The 19,709-nt window shown below is 45.6% G+C and carries 10 protein-coding genes (1 of these 10 cut by a window edge); 1 reads left to right on the top strand and 9 read right to left on the bottom strand.

Annotated elements, in window-relative coordinates:
• From MmiEs2_RS06625 to MmiEs2_RS06645, 5 genes are all read right to left on the bottom strand, one after another.
• A protein-coding gene (locus MmiEs2_RS06625; RefSeq protein WP_316559089.1) for an InlB B-repeat-containing protein crosses the window boundary here: on the bottom strand, positions 1–3,481 show its beginning. Its footprint begins 25,391 nt before the window's first position; the window shows 3,481 of its 28,872 coding nt (coding positions 1–3,481); it begins with the start codon at positions 3,479–3,481; its stop codon lies off the left edge, out of view.
• A gap of 324 nt (positions 3,482–3,805) precedes the next feature.
• Positions 3,806–5,422 (bottom strand): TCP-1/cpn60 chaperonin family protein, encoded by a 1,617-nt coding sequence (locus MmiEs2_RS06630; RefSeq protein ID WP_316559090.1) that lies wholly within the window; start codon positions 5,420–5,422, stop codon positions 3,806–3,808.
• Positions 5,423–5,488: 66 nt separating this feature from the next.
• Positions 5,489–7,489, bottom strand: a complete 2,001-nt coding sequence (locus MmiEs2_RS06635) for a hydantoinase/oxoprolinase family protein (RefSeq protein ID WP_316559091.1) — start codon at positions 7,487–7,489, stop codon at positions 5,489–5,491.
• Between the two features lie 428 nt (positions 7,490–7,917).
• Complete coding sequence (locus MmiEs2_RS06640; RefSeq protein WP_316559092.1) at positions 7,918–9,834, bottom strand: methyltransferase cognate corrinoid protein; 1,917 nt, start codon at positions 9,832–9,834, stop codon at positions 7,918–7,920.
• 815 nt (positions 9,835–10,649) lie between these two features.
• Positions 10,650–12,569, bottom strand: a complete 1,920-nt coding sequence (locus MmiEs2_RS06645) for a methyltransferase cognate corrinoid protein (protein ID WP_316559093.1) — start codon at positions 12,567–12,569, stop codon at positions 10,650–10,652.
• Between the two features lie 240 nt (positions 12,570–12,809).
• On the opposite strand from MmiEs2_RS06645, the gene MmiEs2_RS06650 reads away from it, so the two are divergent.
• Positions 12,810–13,028: a hypothetical protein gene (locus MmiEs2_RS06650; RefSeq protein WP_316559094.1), complete on the top strand. Its 219-nt coding sequence runs from the start codon at positions 12,810–12,812 to the stop codon at positions 13,026–13,028.
• Between the two features lie 117 nt (positions 13,029–13,145).
• Here the strand turns inward: MmiEs2_RS06650 and MmiEs2_RS06655 are convergent, their stop codons facing one another.
• From MmiEs2_RS06655 to MmiEs2_RS06670, 4 genes are all read right to left on the bottom strand, one after another.
• Positions 13,146–13,922 carry a helix-turn-helix transcriptional regulator gene (locus tag MmiEs2_RS06655; RefSeq protein WP_316559095.1) on the bottom strand — a complete coding sequence of 259 codons (777 nt, stop codon included), beginning with the start codon at positions 13,920–13,922 and terminating at the stop codon, positions 13,146–13,148.
• Positions 13,923–15,617, bottom strand: coding sequence for a sensor histidine kinase (locus tag MmiEs2_RS06660; protein WP_316559096.1), 1,695 nt, complete (start codon positions 15,615–15,617; stop codon positions 13,923–13,925).
• Between the two features lie 232 nt (positions 15,618–15,849).
• The gene (locus MmiEs2_RS06665; protein ID WP_316559097.1) at positions 15,850–18,192 is read right to left on the bottom strand and encodes a DNA topoisomerase; all 2,343 of its coding nucleotides are present in this window, start codon (positions 18,190–18,192) and stop codon (positions 15,850–15,852) included.
• Positions 18,193–18,203: 11 nt separating this feature from the next.
• A complete protein-coding gene (locus tag MmiEs2_RS06670) occupies positions 18,204–19,700 on the bottom strand; it encodes a DNA-directed DNA polymerase II small subunit (protein ID WP_316559098.1) in 1,497 nt (498 codons plus the stop codon).
• Between the last annotated feature and the right edge of the window lie 9 nt (positions 19,701–19,709).

A 19,709-nucleotide genomic window follows, 5' to 3' on the forward strand; every position in this document is an offset into this window, starting at 1 on the left:
TTGCCGGAAAATTTTTATCCCATGCAGGATCCGCAACAGAATATCCGGGATTACGATTAATCGTCGGAACATTGATTGAAGACCACGGTGTACCGACTAAAACATCTTGAAGAATAACATTACCCGACTCATCTTGCCCTGTCAAAGTTCCATGAGCGCCTTTGTTGAAAGTCACGGTAAACCATTGAGAATCGTTCTTCTCATACTGAGCTGTAAAAGTCAGATTTTCCGTAACAGTACTCGGGAATGTTGTATCCCAAGCAGGATTTGCAGCTTTATAACCCGTATCCGGCACAATTGTCGGAACAGTAATTGAAGACCAAGATGTGCCGACTCGAACGTTTTCAATGACCGTCGTACCTGAAAGATTTCCGTGTGTTCCGGGAAGGAAAGTAACAGTAACTAATTTAGTCCATTTTGCATAAAGCGTTGTATTTGAAGTAACTTTATCGGTTGCGAAATTCCATTCAGTTCCGCCTGAGGCTGAAGTGTACCAACCGTCAAACGCATATCCGGCTCGTACCGGATCTGTCGGCTTCGAAATCAAACTATTGCCCTGAACATTCGTCAAAGGATTCGGACTCGGCATACCGGTAACCGTATCGGTGCCGGCGTTGGCATTGTATGTAACCGTGTAGAGATCGGAATACTGCGCATAAATATTCAGCATCGTGCTGTTAGAAGAATTAAACGTAAATGTGGAAGAGCTGATCGGCTGAGTGCCTGCGGCATCCCAAGACCAGCCTGTAAACATAACATCAGTCGGGACAGCCCAGCCCAAAGCCGCCGGATTTACCGGAAGCGTAACTGTTGACCCGTTAACATATGCCGTCGGCCGGGAAACCTCTGAGCCGACACTTACATCATTGTTATATGTAATATAATATTGCCATTTTGCGTTCAGCGTTAAATCACCGGTAACGGTTCTTCCGGAAATCGCGCTTGTGCCACTTTCATTAAACCATAAATTGTTGCTTGCGTCATACCAGCCTTCAATTTCAGAATAAGTATACGGGCGGTTAAAAATTGTAGAAGCCGTTGAATTGTAAATATTCATGTCAGGATTTGTCATCGCACCATTGTTTGAAACATAAACATATGCAAATTTGTCACCGTTTGCAAGACTTTCCGAGGAATAAGCCCCGACATTCAATCCATTTGCATTGGCCTTGAACGAACCGTCTGCCGCATTAAAAATAACTTTGTAAACAAGAGGAGTAGAATCAGCGACTGTCCAAGAACGCGGACTGGCGTTTAATGTCGCAACGCCCCATGCGTGAGAACCGCTAATGGAGGAAGACGTGAGTTTGTAAGGCGCAGAAGGGGTGGTGTAACTAATTGTCGTAGAATTGGCCGAAGATGACGGAACCGTCGTATTGTTGTTGCCGAATCTGAGAGACAAATCCCATTTCCAGAGAGGATAATACGTTCTCGCATATGCCAATTCTGTTTGATCAATTTCAATTTCAAATTCGTAACTGGTGGTGTTCGTTCTTTGGACATCAACGTCTGTCAAATAAAGCAAGTGTGAAGCATCATCTGTCGCAGTTGCTGCCGTTTGCCAGGTTAGAATCGGAAGAGCGAAAGTCGTCGAACCGGCATTGTTTTTCCAGTAAGAACCCGACCACGTGCTCAGCCAAGTGCTGTTTGAACTTGCAACGTTGTAAGTGTCCCAAACATTATAGGATTTAACAAGCTCAAGATGACCGGAATTATTCATCCGGTTTGCAAGATTTCCGTTTCCGTTTTTAATGCCGTTCCATGCGGACATGTTGCTTAGAACTCTGTATTCCCATTTACCGACAACCATATCGGCGACACTGCTTGAACTTGTGCCGTTGACATAAGCACCGAGAACGGAACAATCTGTGATGCCGCTCCATGCAATCGCTTCACCAAGAAAACCACCGGCGAGATTTCCGGTGACATTTCCGGTCGTATAACAATATCTGATTTGACCGGATGCGGAAGAACCTGCAAAACCGCCGACTGTACCGGCAGACGTAACGTCACCTGTGGAATAAGAATCGGTAACAGTACCACCTTGTGTATGACCGATAAAACCGCCGACAAGATCGGCACCGGTCACGTTTCCGGTCGTGTAAGAATAGTGGAATCCGCCGCCGCCGTCTCCGTTAGAACCGACAAAACCACCGACATAACTGCCGGTTGCAACAACGTTCCCGGTTGCAGAGTTGTTATATCTCGTACCACTGCCACTGATACCGATTGAGCCGCCGACGTGATTGCGGCCTTCCACCGATCCGGTCGCGCGCGTGAAATTCGCATTCGAGTTTGAAAGAGAACCAAGCAAACCGCCGACATAATCCTGTCCTTTAACATTTCCGGAAGCGCTGCTGTTATTAACACCGGGAGAAGTGCTCACGAAACCGGCAAGACCACCGACATAATTTCCTGTCGCGATAACATTTCCGGTTGCGGAACTGTTATTAATACTGGCGGTTGCGCCGTTTCCGACAAGACCACCGACATAATTCGAACCTCTCACCGTTGCGGAAGAACTACTGTTAGAAACAAGACCGGTCGTATTTCCGACGATACCGCCGGAATAATCTCCTGTGACATTGACATTACCATAAACAATACAATTTGTGAGACTCTTGCTGCTGTTTGTATTACCGGAAATACCGCCGCCGTAATTACCTGTCGCAGTAACGTTTCCGTAAACAGTCGCTTTTAAAATATCAATGCTGGTATATCCTGTGACACCACCGACGGAGGAAGAGCCGTTAATCGTCGCGGGGTTTGAAGACGATCCGACCGTAGAATTACTAAGACCGCCGTATAATCCGATGCCTGCAATACCGCCGACAAAAGAGCCTGTTGTGGAGAGATTTCCGTAAAATGCACTGTCTCGAACGGTTCCGCCGAGTTCGCCGACAATACCGCCGATTTGTGTTCCGGACCCTGTAATTTTTCCGTTAAAACTTGAATTGGCAATGATACCGTTACTCATTCTGCCGGCCAAACCACCGATGTTATTATTTGCGCCGCCGTTAAAAGATGCCGACGTGTTATTAAAAACAACAGAAGAATTATTGATGCCGATAACATCGGGGGTTAAATCGAGTTTACCGACAAGAATACTTGTGTTTGCTTGGGTTGCGTTAACGTTTTTTCGAACTTCAACAGTCAAATTTGAAATAACAGGCCCGGAGACATTCGTATGAATGGACGTATTACGATAAATGCCGCCAAAAATACCGGAAGGGGAACCGGCTGCCGCATTGAAAGTAAGTTGTGAACCTGCCGGATTGATAATAATTGATTTACCGTTACCGTCAAACGAACCGATAAAGGATCCGCCGCTGCCAATCGGAGTCCAAGTATTGCTGGTGATTGTAACACTGTTATTCAATTTGTAATATCCGTACATATTGGTAACATTTTTTAAATCCGCTTCATTGTAAATGATATACGGATTTGTAGACGTTCCACTACCCGTCATAGCAACAGCCATTCCGCTCAGTGAAAAAATGACAAGCACGGCTGTAATGATTAGAAAAAACGCTCTATAATTCATAATTTAACCCCTTAATGCAATAATTTACTAATAAAATTGCATATAATATAAGGGTTGTGTAAAATATCTTAAAGAAATAAAATAAGTGTAGAATTAGTTGAATATAAGAAGGTGAAAAAGAAGATTTATTTATATCGTTTTTTTCAAATAAAATTTTATTCAAAATTTTTGATAGCCACTATATAAAATTTACCCGAGATTTCCGAAAATTGGTTCAAATCTTACGGTTCTTTTTCACATTTCCAACATTTAACAATTATCTTATCTTTTCAGCAAAATTTCATCAACCCTTAAAATATTCATCGCTGTTTCCGTTGCGGCGACCAGCGCGTACTTTTTAACCGTCGCGCAATCGTAAACGGCCGGCGAGTTGCCGACAACGTGGCGGCAGACATCCAATCGCGCGTCAATGCCGTCTTCCTGCTGCGCGGAAAGTTCAATCATGGCGTCCGTGATGTCCATACCGATGTTTTTCGCAAGCGTTTTCGAAAGATCTTCGATTGCGTCGGCAAACGCTTTGACGGCCAACTGTTCTTTGCCGGCCAAAGTGTTCGCGTAAATCCGGAGTGATCGTGAAAGGAAATATTCCGTTCCGCCGGCACCTGTGACGACATACGGATTTTTAACCAGCAAAGCCGCGTTGTTCAACGCGTCATCTGCCGCCTCTTCAATTTTTCCGAGACCGTATTTCATCGGCTCGTGAATCAAAACGGTTGTCACGGGCTGATAATTAACTTCCATGAACGCGAACGTTTCGTAACGTTTTTTGACAACTTTAATTTCATCGGCGTAGCCGAGTGACGCGTTCATATCTTCAACGCTGTCATGAATTTTCATAAACTCTGCGCCGGTTGCCGCTGAAACATATTCCATATCCTGAATTTTCAAACGCTTGTAAACCAAAATTTTCTTGCGCGCCAAAGCTTCTTCAATATGGAAATCAACCTCGCCTTCGCAGAAAATCAAATTCGCGCCGCTTTGAATGATTTTGTCGGCATACGCGTAAGCTGCGGCTTTGCGCGCGTCTTTGAATTCAAAAGCCGTTTCCGGCTTATCAATCCTGACAAAATGCTGCGGATTGACATAACCGCTGTCAGGCTTAATGTCGTTTCGAAGAAGGAGAACAGCCGGATTCAAAAGATGTTTCGGCATATCATCGCGCGCCGGGGTTTCGTCCAAGATTATGCCTTTAAATGAGATCACATCGGGCGCGCCGACTTTTTTCAAAACTTTGACATTCTTTTCCAAATCCAAATAAGAGCCGCCGACTTGGCTGTTGAGTTCCCGAACCGTTTGAAGCATGGCATCCGCCATTCGATCCGCTTGCTCTTCCAGAATTCCTTTTCCGAATGCCGCCGACTTAACGGCCGAAAGCATCATCGCATCGTCCGCCTCTTCCGAGACGTATTCCAGCATTTCATACGCTTTTCCCATCGCCAACTCGTAGCCGTGCGCAATCACAGACGGATGGACGTTTTTTCGGAGCAGCGGAAGCGCGTTTTTCAAAAGGCTGCACGCCAGAAGAATCGCCGTTTTCGTGCCGTCGCCGCAGGATTTGTCCATTGACTGACCGAGACGTTTCAACGAAACCGCGACCGGGTGGAGAATATCAATTTCTTTAATAATCGTCTTGCCGTCGCTTGTCATATGAACATCGCCGGTCGGACCGTAAACAAGTTTATTCATACCGCACGGACCGAATGAGGACGCCAGCATTTCGCGAATATCCGAAACCATCGTCTCAATATGAAACAAAAGCTGATCTTCTTCAACCGGACCGTCGACCGCAACACGTTCCCTGATTTGGCGAACAAGCTCATCGGACACTTCAGGCATTTTATTTCGGCCCAAAATCGGGCGCGTCATAGATGCAGACATAACTTATAACCTCCAAATTAACAACTGTAAGATACAACAAATACAACAACACGTTTTTTGAGAAATTTAAAGATTCAGAGACTCGGCTGCCGCCAAGTTTGAACGTTTTGCGGAGTCGGAATCTACTTTGCGCGGCGTTCCGACACCGATTCCTGACAATTTGATTTCCAGCGGATGTTCGGTTGAGAATCCGGCTTGAATATCTTCGCGCTTGATTTCGATTTTGACAGATGATTCCGACAAACCGTATTTTCCCATATGCGCGTAAACAAGTTCGCGGATTTTTTCTTCGCTTTTCAAAACGGCTTCCTCATCTGATTCAAACTCGTATCGGCCGGTATCGTCAAACGCAACATACGTTAAACTGCCGACGGATTTCGGGCGAATGAGAACGTTTGTCCTGAAAATAACATCGCCGACAAGCGCACCGACGGCGTTTCCGACATCATAGAAATCCGGCAGAATGACTTCGGCATCCAAAAGATCGCTGAAATCATCGGAATAAGCGCGAACAGGCGCACCGATAAGAATGACCGGAGTCGTGATTTTAAATTTGGTGAACGGGGAATTCAAAACCAAACGATTCACGTCCTCCGGTTTTAAGTACGGCGCGAAGAAAGAAATCAGGTCCGCCGCCATTTTTTCGGAAACGGATAACTGAACGCGCCGGCAGAACTCTTCGGGGGAAAGAGCCAGATAATCGGCAAGGATTTTAGCGCCGGCCGCAGCGGCTTCAGAATCCCAGTTGGAATATTTCCCGAGAACATGAAGCGCGTCCGTTGGCGTAAACCCGATTTGAATAACGCATCTTTTCAAAACCAAAGAATCCAAAATGTTCGTAAACATTAACGGATGGTCTCCAAGCTTATCGGAAATTTCATAAATTGTGGAAGGCGTTTCGTGAATATCGCTGACGGCGTCCAACACGGACTGCTCGTAAGCTGACAGCGTGATGTCTGACAAACGCGACGATTCGGGCAATTTTGAGAAGAAAGAAGTTCCCTGAACCACTTGATCCAAAACGCGTTCGGACGGAATGTCCATCGTTTTCATCTTTTCAACCAAATCGGGATGCTCAACCGCTGCCAATGAAATCGGAACAACGCGGCGCGGACCGATATTCAGCCCCTGGCAAGCCCAAACGTGACTGTCGCCGCCGAGCGCGGATGTGTTCATTTGAATCGCGCGAACCATTGTTTTCCAGCCGCCGACGGTTGCGCCGGTGTCGCTGATATTCGGAATCCCGTCAACAATCATGGAAATATCGGTACTGGTGCCGCCGACATCAATTGTAACGCAAGTCTTGTCACCTGTCAAGTGCGACGCGCCGACCAAACTGGCGGCAGGGCCCGAAAAGATTGACTCAACCGGGCGCAAAAGCGCTTCTTCGATATTCACCAAAGAGCCATCGCATTTCATAATCATTAAATTTGAATCAATATTTTTGTCTTTCATAACGGAAAGAACGGAACGGACAAACTGGTTCGTCACCGGAATCAATTGCGCATTCAAAACCGCCGTCAGCGTTCGCTCGTAAACCCCGAGCGCGCGCGACAGTTCATGGCCGCAGACAATCGGCAAATCCGTCATCTCGGCGATTTTTTCCTTAATCAGAAGCTCGTGTTCGGGATTGCGGACGCTGAAGAAAGCGGAAACGGCGTAAGATGCGACTTTATTTTTTGTGCTTTGAATAAACTCAGAAAGCGCTTCCAAATCTTTCAAAGGGTCGTCCAATTCATTACCGTCGGCATCGTGGCCGCCGCGGATTTCAAGAATATCGGAAACCGGCAAATCGCTGGAAATGGAATAGCCGATTAAAATTAATCCGCACGGGTAGCCTTTTCCTTCAAGCGTCGTGTTGGTCGCAAGCGTTGTTGAAACAGACGTGAATTTGACTTTTTCGAAATGAGAGTGAGACAACCCTTCGATAGATTTGGTAATACCGACAACCAAATCGGAATGTGTCGTCAATGATTTGCTTTTTTCAATAATCGCGCCGGTTTCAAGATCCATCAAAACCGCGTCAGTGTACGTACCGCCCGTGTCAATGCCTAAGCCGAGTTTCATTCAATTCCCCTTCTGAATATTTATTCTGCAATCCTAAAATGTAAATTAAATCAGTAAATTGTAAATCATGTAATTGAAAATCCCAAAAAATTAAATTTAAATCGAATCTAAAATAATTTTAAATTTGTTTTTAATTCGTTTTTAGACGGCCGAAAAGAACCAAGCTTTTCGGCCGGAAACGGAGGTCTAAGGAATTAAAATGGTGTAATATTCGGAAAAAGCCGGAGCGGAAAAACGTGACTGTATGATAAAATCGAAAACTGTTCCCGATAAAGATCGTGCTGTTTTGCAGTCAGCAGGATGAATTGACCGTTATCGGGACAGCTTTACAGTTTGTTGTATTTTTACAGATGTTTTCCGGTGTATTTCCGGCGTTTTGGAGAGTGGTTTAATTCCTCTTCTGTTTTTGATTATACCGGCTATTGAGGTCAGCCGATAATCTTTGCGTATCTGTCTTCACCGACTTCTTTGACGGTGTCAACCATTGCTTTGACAGCCAGCAAGGAGCCTTCCGGCGGAACTTCACAACCGGTGGACATCACATACTTGGACTGGCGGCCGTTGTCTTTGAGTGTCTGCAAGACTTCATCCATCAATTTGGACGTGTCGTTGCGGATGTTCTGGAACGTCGCTTCATCGTTGTTCATGAACTGAATCGGGTCAACTTCTCCCATCATACAGCAGATGTCAGAATATTCCGGAATCAAGTCAGCATAGTTCTTGGATCCCTTGTCTCTGTTCTTTTCGTAGTAGGCGTAGCTGTACATGGCCGTTCCGAACTTGCGGATCTGGATGTCAAAGTGAACAGCGTCGGCACAGTTGTGAATGACGTACGGCGCATTGTATTTCTTGAAGACAGGAAGCTGTCTGTCATACACGTATTTGCCGTCGAATTCCCAGTACTGGTCAGCGCTCATAATCACGTTGTTGGACCACAAGTTGTCGACACAAATCGCATCGGCAGCGCCTTCATCGAAGAATGCGGTTGAGATTTCGTCAATGAAATCCGTGATTTTATCAAGTGCCTTGTGAACGTCTCCCGGATTTGTGTTCATGTCGTGAAGAACACGGTCGGCACCCATGGCTTGCGTCAAAGTAAGCAACGGACCTTCATGGAAAGCGACAAACGGTGCGTTGAGCTCTTCCTTGTGAAGTTTTTCCATTGTCAACTTGGCAGCCTGGATGTGGTTGTAGATACGGGTTCCTTTCTTGACTTCGGGGATTTCGATGTCTTCGTAGTCTTTGAGGTGACCGGTTGCGGAAGGTGTGTCTTCCTCAGGCATGGTCACGCCGGCACCGATATCGGTGGACGTGATGGAAAGGTCGGTCAAACCGACGAACGTGTCAACGTCCAAGTATTTGATTGCGGCTTCTGCGGATGCTGCGAATTTCTCGGGCATCGTCGCGTATTCCTTATAAGTACACGGAACGAATTTTCTTGTGACACCGCAAGCGAGCGGATAAACAGGAAGTCTGTCCACTTTCTTGTCGCCGAGTGCGCCGAAGATACGGTCAGCGTGAGACATTTTGGAAGTGCCTTTTGTACCGACTTTGTTGTATTCTTCCATGACTTGCTTGGCGGTTTCTAAGGTCACGTTTCCGGCAGAGGTTGCTGCGGCTTTCTTTTTGAGAACAGCGTCCTTGTATTTTGTTTTCGTAACGCTCAATTTCGCGTCGCTCCAGCGTTCTTCGGCCGGGACGAGTTTGGATGTCAGCTCTCTGGCGAGCGCGACGGCGTTTGCCGCGTCTTTTGCGGTTCCGTCAGCGCCGACAGTCTGCGCGTACTGCGGGGAAACCGGTGCGCCGCCGACCATGAAAACCAAAGAGTCGCGGTAACCGTTTTCAAGAAGCATTTCCGAAATTTTGTCCATACCGGTCATGGTTGTCGTCATCAAAGCGCTGACAGACAAGAGATCGGCTTTGTTTTCCTTCGCAGCCGTGATGAAGTTCTCGAGCGGAACATCATGACCGAGGTCAATCATTGTAAATCCGGCAGCGGCCATCATTGTTTTAACGAGGTTTTTGCCGATGTCGTGAACGTCGCCTTCGATTGTGCCGATAACGCCGGTCACCGGGCGGCTGGTCGCATCTGTTTTAATATGCGGTGTCAAAACGTCCATTCCTTCATAAAGAGCGGAAGAGGCAATCATCAAATGCGGAACGAAAACTTCGCCGCGTTCGTATTTGTCGCCCATAACAGCCATGCCTTTCGCAAGACCGTCAACGATTGCTTCCTGAGGATCAATTCCCTCTGCAAGAGCTTTTTGAGCATATTCGACCGCTTCATCGTCGTCGCCGGCAATGACAGCGTCTGCAAGTGCTTTTAAAATATCTTCTTTTGACATATCTATCACCATAATTTAGTATACACACAAACATGATCTCAAACAGGAGAAAAAAAAGAGACCAATCAACCCTAAAATCATCGATTCGTTAACACGTATATTGTACCGTGCACAATTAAAAAAAGGATTTCAGAATATATAACATAAACTTCATCAGAAAATCAATAACTGTAACCGTGATTTTCTGAAAAATTTTATCAAAAAGTTTGATAAAAATTAAGGAATTAATCGAATTTATTCCATTGATAAAAATAACGCCGTTGTAATTTCCGACTAAAACAGACGGATTACGCAAAATAAAAAAACGAAAAAAAGAAAGCGACCGTAATCGAAAAGAAGAAGAATAGAATAGGGAAAAAAGAACATAATAATAGAAAAAGAAAAAAGAAAAGAAAAAACAACAAAAGCGAAAAAGAATAAACAACAAAAGCGAAAAAGAATAAACAACAAAAGCGAAAAAGAATAAACAACAAAAGCGAAAAAGAATAAACAACAAAAGCGAAAAAGAATAAACAACAAAAGCGAAAAAGAATAAACAACAAAACGGAATAAGAAAAGAAAGTTTTTAAAAAAGTAAAATGACGAGAAAAAGTGTTAGACGGCTTTTTCTCAGTCATTAAACGGAGGTTTAAAGGAATGGTTCGTATTCGCTCGGAAAAGCTTTTGGGGGATTATGGAGCCGCAGGATGAATGTAGCTCCGGCCGGCGATTGTGTGTGGTGTGTGGTGTGCGTGTGGTTTTTGCCGGCGGGAACTTTTCCGAAGAAGAAACACGTTGAGAAAAGAATTCCTTCAAATCAATTATATCAGCTGAAATCAGCCAATAATTTGTGTGTATCTGTCTTCACCGATTTCTTTGGCGGTGTCAACCATTGCTTTAACAGCCAACAAGGAGCCTTCCGGCGGAACTTCACAGCCGGTGGATAACACATACTTGGATTGGCGGCCGTTGTCTTTGAGTGTCTGCAAAACGCCGTCCATTAATTTGGCGGTGTCGTTGCGGATGTTCTGGAAGGTTGCTTCATCGTTGTTCATGAACTGAATCGGGTCAACTTCTCCCATCATACAGCAGATGTCGGAGTATTCCGGAATCAAGTCTGCGTAATTCTTGGAGCCTTTGTCCTTGTTCTTTTCATAGTAGGCGTAGCTGTACATGGCCGTTCCGAACTTGCGGATCTGGATGTCAAAGTGAACAGCGTCGGCGCAGTTGTGAATGACGTACGGCGCGTTGTATTTGTTAAAGACAGGGAGATGTCTGTCATAAACGTACTTGCCGTCAAATTCCCAGTATTGGTCGGCGCTCATGATCACGTTGTTGGACCAAAGGTTGTCAACGCAAATGGCATCTGCTGCATTTTCATCGAAGAACGCGGTTGAGATTTCGTTGACAAAGTCTGTAATTCTGTCAAGTGCCTTGTGAACGTCGTTCGGGTTGGTGTTCATGTCGTGAAGGACACGGTCAGCGCCCATTGCCTGTGTTAAAGTGAGCAAAGGACCTTCGTGGAAAGCGACGAACGGCGCGTTGAGTTCCTCTTTGTGGAGTTTCTCGACAGCCATTTTAGAAGCTTGAATGTGGTTGTAGATACGGGTTCCTTTCTTGACTTCGGGGATTTCGATGTCCTCGTAGTCTTTGAGGTGGCCGGTTGCGGAAGGCGTGTCTTCGTCAGGCATTGTAACGCCTGCACCGACGTCGGCTGCCGTAATGGAAAGGTCGGTCAAACCGACAAACGTGTCAACATCTAAGTATTTGACAGCGGCTTCTGCGGTTTTTGCAAAGTTTTCCGGAACGGTTGCGTATTCTTTATAGGTGCAGGGCACGAACTTTCTGGCAACACCGCAGGCGAGCGGGTAAACCGGAAGTCTGTCCACTTTCTTGTCACCGAGTGCACCGAAAATACGATCTGTGTGGGACATTTTGGAAGCGGCTTTTGTGCCGATCTTTTCGAATTCTTCCATAACTTTTTTGGCGGATTCCAAAGTGATGTTTTCGGCGGAACCTGCTGCTGCTTTCTTTTTAAGGATTGCGTCCTTGTATTTTGTTTTGGTCACGCTGATCTTAGCGTCACTCCAGCGTTCTTCAGCCGGCGCAAGTTTTGCAGTGTGTTCTTTTGCGAAAGAAACCGCGTTTGCAGCGTCTTTTGCTGTTCCGTCGGCACCGACTGTCTGGGCATACTGGGGGGAAACCGGAGCACCGCCGACCATGAAAACCAAAGAGTCTCTGTAACCGTTTTCAAGGAGCATTTCCGAGATTTTGTCCATGCCGGTCATTGTCGTTGTCATTAATGCGCTGACGGAAAGGAAGTCTGCTTTGTGTTCTTTTGCGGCTTCAATGAATTTCTCGAGCGGAACATCGTGACCGAGGTCGTACATTGTAAATCCTGCGGCGGACATCATTGTTCTGACAAGGTTTTTACCGATGTCGTGAACGTCGCCTTCGATTGTGCCGATAACCCCTGTAACCGGACGGGAAGCGTCGCTGGTCTGTTTGATGTGCGGTGTTAAAATGTCCATGCCTTCATAAAGAGCGGAAGAGGCAATCATCAAATGCGGAACGAAAACTTCGCCGCGTTCGTATTTGTCGCCCATAACGGACATTCCCTTTGCCAAACCGTCGATAATTGCTTCTTGCGGATCAATTCCTTCTGCAAGTGCTTTTTGAGCGTATTCGACCGCTTCGTCATCGTCTCCGGCGATGACAGCATCGGCGAGTGCTTTTAAAATTTCTTCTTTTGTCATAATCGAATCACCATAAATTCTAAACAAATTAAACAGATCTTGCGGGGAAAATAAACAGATCCGCTAACCCCAAATTATCGGTTCGTATTAACACGCGTTTATGTCGTCGTGCTTGTCCTTAGGAATGAGATAAAAGTTATATAACTTAAATCGGGTGATAAAATCAAATACAGTAACGAGAATTATTCAAAAAATTTTATCAAAACTTTTAATCAGAAATTGCCTTTTAATCAGAAAAGATTGTTTAACCGGATTTTTTGTATTGATAATTACAACGCCGTTGTAATTGTACAAGAAGTCCCAATTGACCCCGATTTAAAAACGATTGTTTACGATTTTAAAAACAGTTTAGTCCTGCGCTGTTTGCTGCTGCCGCTGTTACTGTTGCCGCTGCCATTGCTGTCTCCGGCGGTCGTCACCGCCGCCGCGCGCGAGCCGTACCAATTTAAAACAAAATAAAATAAAATCGAACCCTGATTTTTAAAAAATAAAATGAAACCGAAGCCTTGGTTTTTTAAGAAATAAAACAAAACCAGTTTCCCGTTTTTCAAAAAAATAAAAAAAGAAACGGAAGAATCATTCGATTTTTTCGGATTTCATTAAATAATAATTGAACAAGTCTTCGCCCCACACAATCGAAGGCTTTTCAAAGCTCATCAGCGAGTGATTGTGGTAGATATTATTATTGTTAAACAAAGAAACCGAAACAAAATGATTGGTAACGACTGCGGACGCGAATTCGATCGGCTCTTCGTAGACGTAAATGCGCGCGTTCGGGTGATTCAAATATTCTTCCAAAAGGTTGCTGTAATCGGTTTTGAATCTTTCAATCGCAATCGGCGAGAGAATGATGTCAATTTCAACGCCTTTTCGCATCAATTCAACGTAAGTGGAATGATAAACCGGACTGAAAAAAGATGAAACGTCGCGGATGCGATTGGATTCCAGCAAATTTTCTTCGAATTTCAGCGGCAGCTCATACAAACGGCTGAGCTCAGGCTCGATTAAAACACAATTCTGCAGCTCGCCGAGACGAGAAAGCAAATGCGGCGGGAACGCCGGTTTGTGTTCGGACCAATATTTTTGATTGTCGGAATAAACGTCTAACGTTGCCAAGAGCGGAATCATTTTTTGAGAAATAACCTCGCCGACGACCGTTAAAGAATAAACGTTGCCTTCATAGACGATTAGCCCTTGATCCATTAAAATTTTAATTTGCGTCATAATGGCGCTCGTCGTCACATTCAGCTTCTCTTTGATTTCTTCAATCGACATCGGGCCGTCGAGCAAATAAATCATCAAATTTTTGCGTTTTTCCGAAAGGAAAAGCGTTCCGATTAATTCGGTTGTCATTTAAACCGCCCCCTTCGCTTTTGAATCCGCTTGACTTAAAATCGGAAGCTTAATGACAAAAACGGAACCGCCGTCCGGGTTTCGCTCGCCCCAAATGTCGCCGCCGTGTTTGTGAGCAATCACTTTCGCGACATACAAACCGGATTCTGCACCTTCAAGCCTGTTGGCGTGGAAATGGCCGGAGCCGACAAAGACAATGCTTTGGAACAGATACGGCAAAGACAATTCGTCCAAATCCGGCCCCGAATCGGAAATGCGGATTTCAAAGAAATCGCTTTTTACCGAACCCTCAACGCCGATAATTCCGCCGGCCGGCGAATTCAGGCAAGCATTTTCAATCAGCGTCGTGAACACGACTTCCAAACTGTCGTAGTCGCCCAAAACGTTCGGAAAATCTTCTGACATATCCCGATTAAACGTCAAATTTTTGTTTCGGAGAAGCAAAATCGTATTCAATGAAACGTGTTCGATTAAGCTGTTAAAATCAATGATTGAGAATTTATCGTATCGGACATTGCTGCCGCCCATACTTAAATAATAAATTGAATCAACCAAATGTTTGATTCGATTCGCAAGCAAAAGACCTTCTTCAATCGCCTTTTGCTGGCGGTCGTAAGACATTAAAAAAACCTCGTCTTCCATCAGCCTCAAATAGTGGTCTGTCGGCTGCTTGTCTGAATCGGTTTCATTTTGAATATCGTTAAGAAATTCTTGCGGAACAAGCGCGGATGAGCGCAATTTCGCGTAATGCGCGGCAAGTTCTGCGGAGCGGTCTTTGAGCGTGTCTTCGAGTCTCTTTTTCTGAATAACTTCCCAGAGACCGTGCATTAAAAGCATGAGATTGTAAATGTCGTTCGCATCGTATTCATCGGCCTTGTTACCGACACCGATGACAATAACGATTCGGCCGCCGTCAAAAATCGGAACGTGCATGTAGCTTGACAGCGTCACGTGACCTTTCGGAAAGCCTTTTTTCAAAGAAGACGGGGATTGATAATTGTTGACAATTAACGGTTTGCGCTGGCGGATGGCTTCGCCCCAAAGACCGGTCCGGTGAACAGGATAAACATACGGCCGGCTTTGTTCGTCAATCGAGCATTCGCGAATGGAACTTTTGGACCAGGAATGCATGATTAAAGTGGTTTCGTCCGGTGTCGGAAACGCGATGTAGCCGATTTTGCTTTTGGTCAGGCGAACAGCTTCTTCGCGCGCGTAATCGATAATTTCCTGGAAAGAATAGCCGCCCATGCGTTTTAATTTAAGCAGAACTTCCTGACGGGCGAGGTTTAAAGCAGTTTCATCTTCGGCTTTTTTGCGGTCGGTAATGTCAAAGAGAAGGCCCTGATAGTGAGTAACATTGCCGTCGTCGTTTCGAATAATAAACGTTCTTTGTTCAATCCAGCGAATGGAGCCGAATTTTGTATAAAGGCGATAAATGACGGTAAACCCGAAAGATTCCGGTTTTGCCGAATGTTCGGAAAACTGCGCTCTGATTTTTTCCAAATCATCGCGATAAATAATGTTTTCAAATTCATAATTGTAGTCGCTGAATTCTTCGGGCGGGTAGCCGAACTGAATAATGTTGTTTGAAACATATTCGACAGGCAGTCCCGGGCGCGCCCCGCATTTAAAAACGACAACGGGACTCACATTGACAATAAACTCAAGCTCTTTTCGTGTATCGGACCACTTCATTCATGAACACCTTTCTAATAATAAACACCACTCCAAATTCGTTTTTGAATTTTTTTTTAGAAATCATTTTTTTAGAAATCGATTTTAATTCGCTTTTAAAATCATTTAAAGGTTAAAGACTTCGGTAAGATTAAAAGATTTTCTTAAAAAATGAAAATCAACAAATTGTAAAAAAAACGATTTCGGGTTTCATATTTTTGAAAGATGCCGCTTTCACGCGCACCGCCGCCTTTCACTCCTTTTCCTTTCGCTTCCCAATCGCCTTGCATCTCCGGTTCGCGCAAAACTCAACCGCATCTTTTCCCTGCTCTTTCACGCGGAACATGTTCCAGCCGCAGGTTTCGCATTTTTGATCCAGAATTGTCATTCTGCCTTTGTCGGGCAAAGACTGCGTGTGACCGCATTTGAGTGTGCATTTCAGGAAGCGGCCGTCTTTGTATTCGATGAGTTCCATTTCACCGTCTTTGCAGCGCGGGCAGCTGCCGACGACTTCGGGCGGGTTGCAGGTGACGTTTTGGTCGCAGCCGAAGCACGGGCCGACGCCGACTGACCACTCGTATTTCTTGCCGACATCCAAAACCGCAGCGCCGCCTTTCGGACAATTTTTCGTTCGAAGAACTGTGAGCGCGCCCGTCTTCGGAAGCGCGTACGTTTGAGAGCAATCGGGATAGCCGACGCAGCCGACAAAGCGGCCGTTATCGGTTGTCACGATTCGAAGCGCGTTTTGGCAAACGGGACAAACACCGACATAATTCTTTTTGTCGCTTTCGGCGGCTTCCGTTTTAATGCTGCCGCTGAGTTTTGTGACGAGCTTCTCTTTGTTTTCCGCCAAATCGGCATACATTTTTTTAATCAATTCCGTCCCGGTTGAAACGGCTTGATTCATTGTGATTTTACCGTCTTCAACCTGCTGAATTAATTCTTCAACCTGCGCGCGGATTTTCGGCTGAATCAGAATCGGAACCGTCGTGTCTAAACTTTCCATTAACATGTAGCCGGTGTTGAGAATGGAAAGCGTTTTTCCCTTTGCTTCGAAATAGCCGCGCCTCTTGTTTGTTTCAATGTGCGTCGGCGCCGTTGCTTTTGTCCCGATTCCGTTTTTATCCATCAGCGTCAAAAGTTCGGCTTCGGTCAGCTTTTTCGGCGGCGCGGTTTTCGAAGCAGTGTTTAAAATCTTTTGAACGCCGGTTGTGTCGCCTTCATCGATATTCGGCAGGAACTTGTCGTTTTTCGTTTCAAAATCGTAAATGTCAAGCCAGCCGGCGAATTTTTTAATCGACCCGGCCGCGTTGAATAAATCTTCTTTAATTTTCATTTCCAGCTTCGTTTTCTCAAAAACCGCGGCCGGCATTAAATTCGCTAAAAAGTGGCGGCAAACCAAATCATAAACCGCGTACGCGCCCGGAAGTTTGACCATGCTCTCGACCGTTTGCTTGCTCGCGCCGCGAATCGGGTGAATCGGCGGGTGGTCTTTCGCGTCTTTCGGACCGTTTTTGCATTTGATTCCGGCAGGCGCGGTGACGATTCTTGAAACCGTTTCTGTGTATTCCTGATTTTTCGCCAAATCCCCTAAAATCGCTTTAAAATCGAAATCATCGGCGTACTTGTTCGTTTCCGTTCTCGGATAACTCGTCAAACCCGACAGGTAAAGCTGTTCCGCAATTTCCAATGATTTCTCGGGACTGATATTCAAAAACGAGGACGCGCGCTTTAAAAATTCCGTCGTGTTGAGCGGAACGGGCGGTTCCAAATTTTGTTCGCGAACTGTTTTCTTAAAAACCGATGCCGTTTTTTCGCCTTTAATCCGCGCCATGATTTCATCGGCTTTTTCTTTTTCGGGAATATTTCCGGCGCTGTGCGTTCCTGTAAAAATATTTCCGCCGGCATCGAAATCCGCCGTAATTTTCCAAAAGTCTTTGGGCTGAAACTCACGAATCGCTTTTTCGCGCTCGTAGACAAAACCGCACGTCGGCGTCTGACACGGACCGATTGACAGAATTTCCTTCGTAAACGCCTTTTCGCGAACGGAAAGCGTCACATAGCGCGTAAACGCCGCTCCCATTTTCAAATCCAAAATCTGACGCGTCTCGGCAGCCATCGCCAACGCTTCGTCCGGCTCGCCCGGATTGTCAAACGCTTCTTCGATTTCCTTTTGAGAAAAAGTCGAATACCGCGCGCGTTTAATCGGAACTTTCGCGATGCGTTCGGCGAGTTCCTTCGCCTCAAAACCGATGTTTTCGCCTTCGCGGTCGTAGTCGCACGCCAAAATGATTTCTTCCGCCTCCTTTGCCAACTTTTCAATCGCGAACGCGAAGTTTTCCTTCGTCACCATTTTAATCGGCGAAATATCCAAAAGCGCGCCCGGATCGACACCGGTCCAGCTGTTGTATTCGGCCGGAAAATCGTAATTCATAATGTGCCCGGCAAGACCCGAAATCGCCCAATCTTTGCCGTTTCGCTGAAAACGATAAACGGCGATGCCTTCAATAGAAGTGCGCTTGTAATTGCCTTTTCCCAAAATGTTGGCAATTTCTTCAGCCGCTTTATTTTTTTCCGCGAATGCAACGATTGTCATTTTCTCACTCCTCAGTCATTGCTGATATTAAAATCCAAAATGCCCGGCTTCATCGTTCTCAAATCCACAAACGGAACCTTCGCAGGATTCGGAACAATGTTGACTTTCTTCTGGAAATCGGTTTGCGCCTGCCAAGTTCCCGAATTAATCAAAAGAATATTTTTGTAATTTTGAATGCCGATTGTATGAACATGACCGCAATGAATGATATCGGGAACCTTGTCGATAATCAAATAATCCTTTTTTTCCGGCGAAATCATCACGCGGCTGCCGTAAGTCGGTGCGAGATGACGGCGCTTCACCATTTCAACCATTCCCGTTGTCGGTTCCTGATAAGAAACGCCTTTGATGCTTGAAACCATGTCGTCCATCGAACAGCCGTGATAAATGTGAACGCAAACGCCGTCTAAAGAAATGACGGACGGATTGCCGACAAACGTGACGTTTTCGGGGAAAAGTCTTTGAATGTCTTTCGGAAACGTGATTTGCGGCTCGGCGCGGCGAACGGCGTCGTGGTTGCCGGGTGCGATGATAACGTGAATATTTTGCGGAATCCGGTGGAAATATTCCGCCGTCGCTTCATATTGTTTAAAAATTTCCGTAATTTCCAAGTCGAGCTCCTGCCCGGGATAAATGCCGATGCCGTCAACAATATCGCCGGCAACGACAATAAAACGAACTTCAGACGCGATTTTTTGAAGCTGCGGACTCTCGGATTTACCGTTTAAAAAGTCTAAAAAGATTTCCCATTCTTCTTTCATGAATTCCTTGCTGCCGACATGAATATCCGAAATAAAAAGCGCGTATCCTTCCGATCTTTTGCGATTGGACGTGTAATTGTTCGGCACGTCCGGCTGCGTAATTTTACTCGCCATTAAAATCGTGCCTTCCGGCGTGAGATTTCCGGTGATTCCGACGATTTCGTCCAAAATCAATTTCTCCGCCTGTTCCACCAAATCCGAATCGCGCTGATTGATTAAAACGGGAAACGTTCCGGTCGGATCCTCGAGCGTTAAAACGATATGTTGATTGCCGGTGGTTGTTTTTTCGGAAACCATGCCGATAATTGTGATTTCGGAATTGCTTTCGCGCGAGGACAGCGGTTTGACGCCTTTTCCTTTCGGCAGACTTTCGATCGGGCGCGCGCTGACGCGGGACCGAATCATTTCGCTGATGCGCGTGTACCGGTCTCTGAAATACTGAACAAACTGATTGTATTCGCCGACGCTGGTTGTCTTTTCCGTCACGTCTTCCAAAACGTCAACGATGTTGTCGTCAAACGAATATTTGTACAAAAACGACGGCGGCTCTTCCGTCAGGCTTTCCAATTCCTGAACAATCGCCGTCAAATGTTCGGTTTCAATCACAAAAACCGACGCGTCGATTTCAGAAAAGATGATTGAGAGCTTATCTTCGGAGAGACGGCAGCCGACCAAAAAGTCAACGGCTTCTTTGTTAATCATGAAGCCGGCATCAGATGCTTTTTCTAAAATTGCTGTCTCATCCATTCTTAATCT

The sequence above is a fragment of the Methanimicrococcus stummii genome, assembly GCF_032594435.1.
GTDB classification, from domain to species: Archaea; Halobacteriota; Methanosarcinia; order Methanosarcinales; family Methanosarcinaceae; genus Methanimicrococcus; species Methanimicrococcus stummii.

Coding starts and splice junctions, on each gene's coding strand:
- MmiEs2_RS06630 (WP_316559090.1), bottom strand. CDS start 5,422: ATGTCTGCATCTATGACGCGCCCGATTTTGGGCCGAAATAAAATGCCT.
- MmiEs2_RS06635 (WP_316559091.1), bottom strand. CDS start 7,489: ATGAAACTCGGCTTAGGCATTGACACGGGCGGTACGTACACTGACGCG.
- MmiEs2_RS06640 (WP_316559092.1), bottom strand. CDS start 9,834: ATGTCAAAAGAAGATATTTTAAAAGCACTTGCAGACGCTGTCATTGCC.
- MmiEs2_RS06645 (WP_316559093.1), bottom strand. CDS start 12,569: ATGACAAAAGAAGAAATTTTAAAAGCACTCGCCGATGCTGTCATCGCC.
- MmiEs2_RS06655 (WP_316559095.1), bottom strand. CDS start 13,922: ATGACAACCGAATTAATCGGAACGCTTTTCCTTTCGGAAAAACGCAAA.
- MmiEs2_RS06660 (WP_316559096.1), bottom strand. CDS start 15,617: ATGAAGTGGTCCGATACACGAAAAGAGCTTGAGTTTATTGTCAATGTG.
- MmiEs2_RS06665 (WP_316559097.1), bottom strand. CDS start 18,192: ATGACAATCGTTGCATTCGCGGAAAAAAATAAAGCGGCTGAAGAAATT.
- MmiEs2_RS06670 (WP_316559098.1), bottom strand. CDS start 19,700: ATGGATGAGACAGCAATTTTAGAAAAAGCATCTGATGCCGGCTTCATG.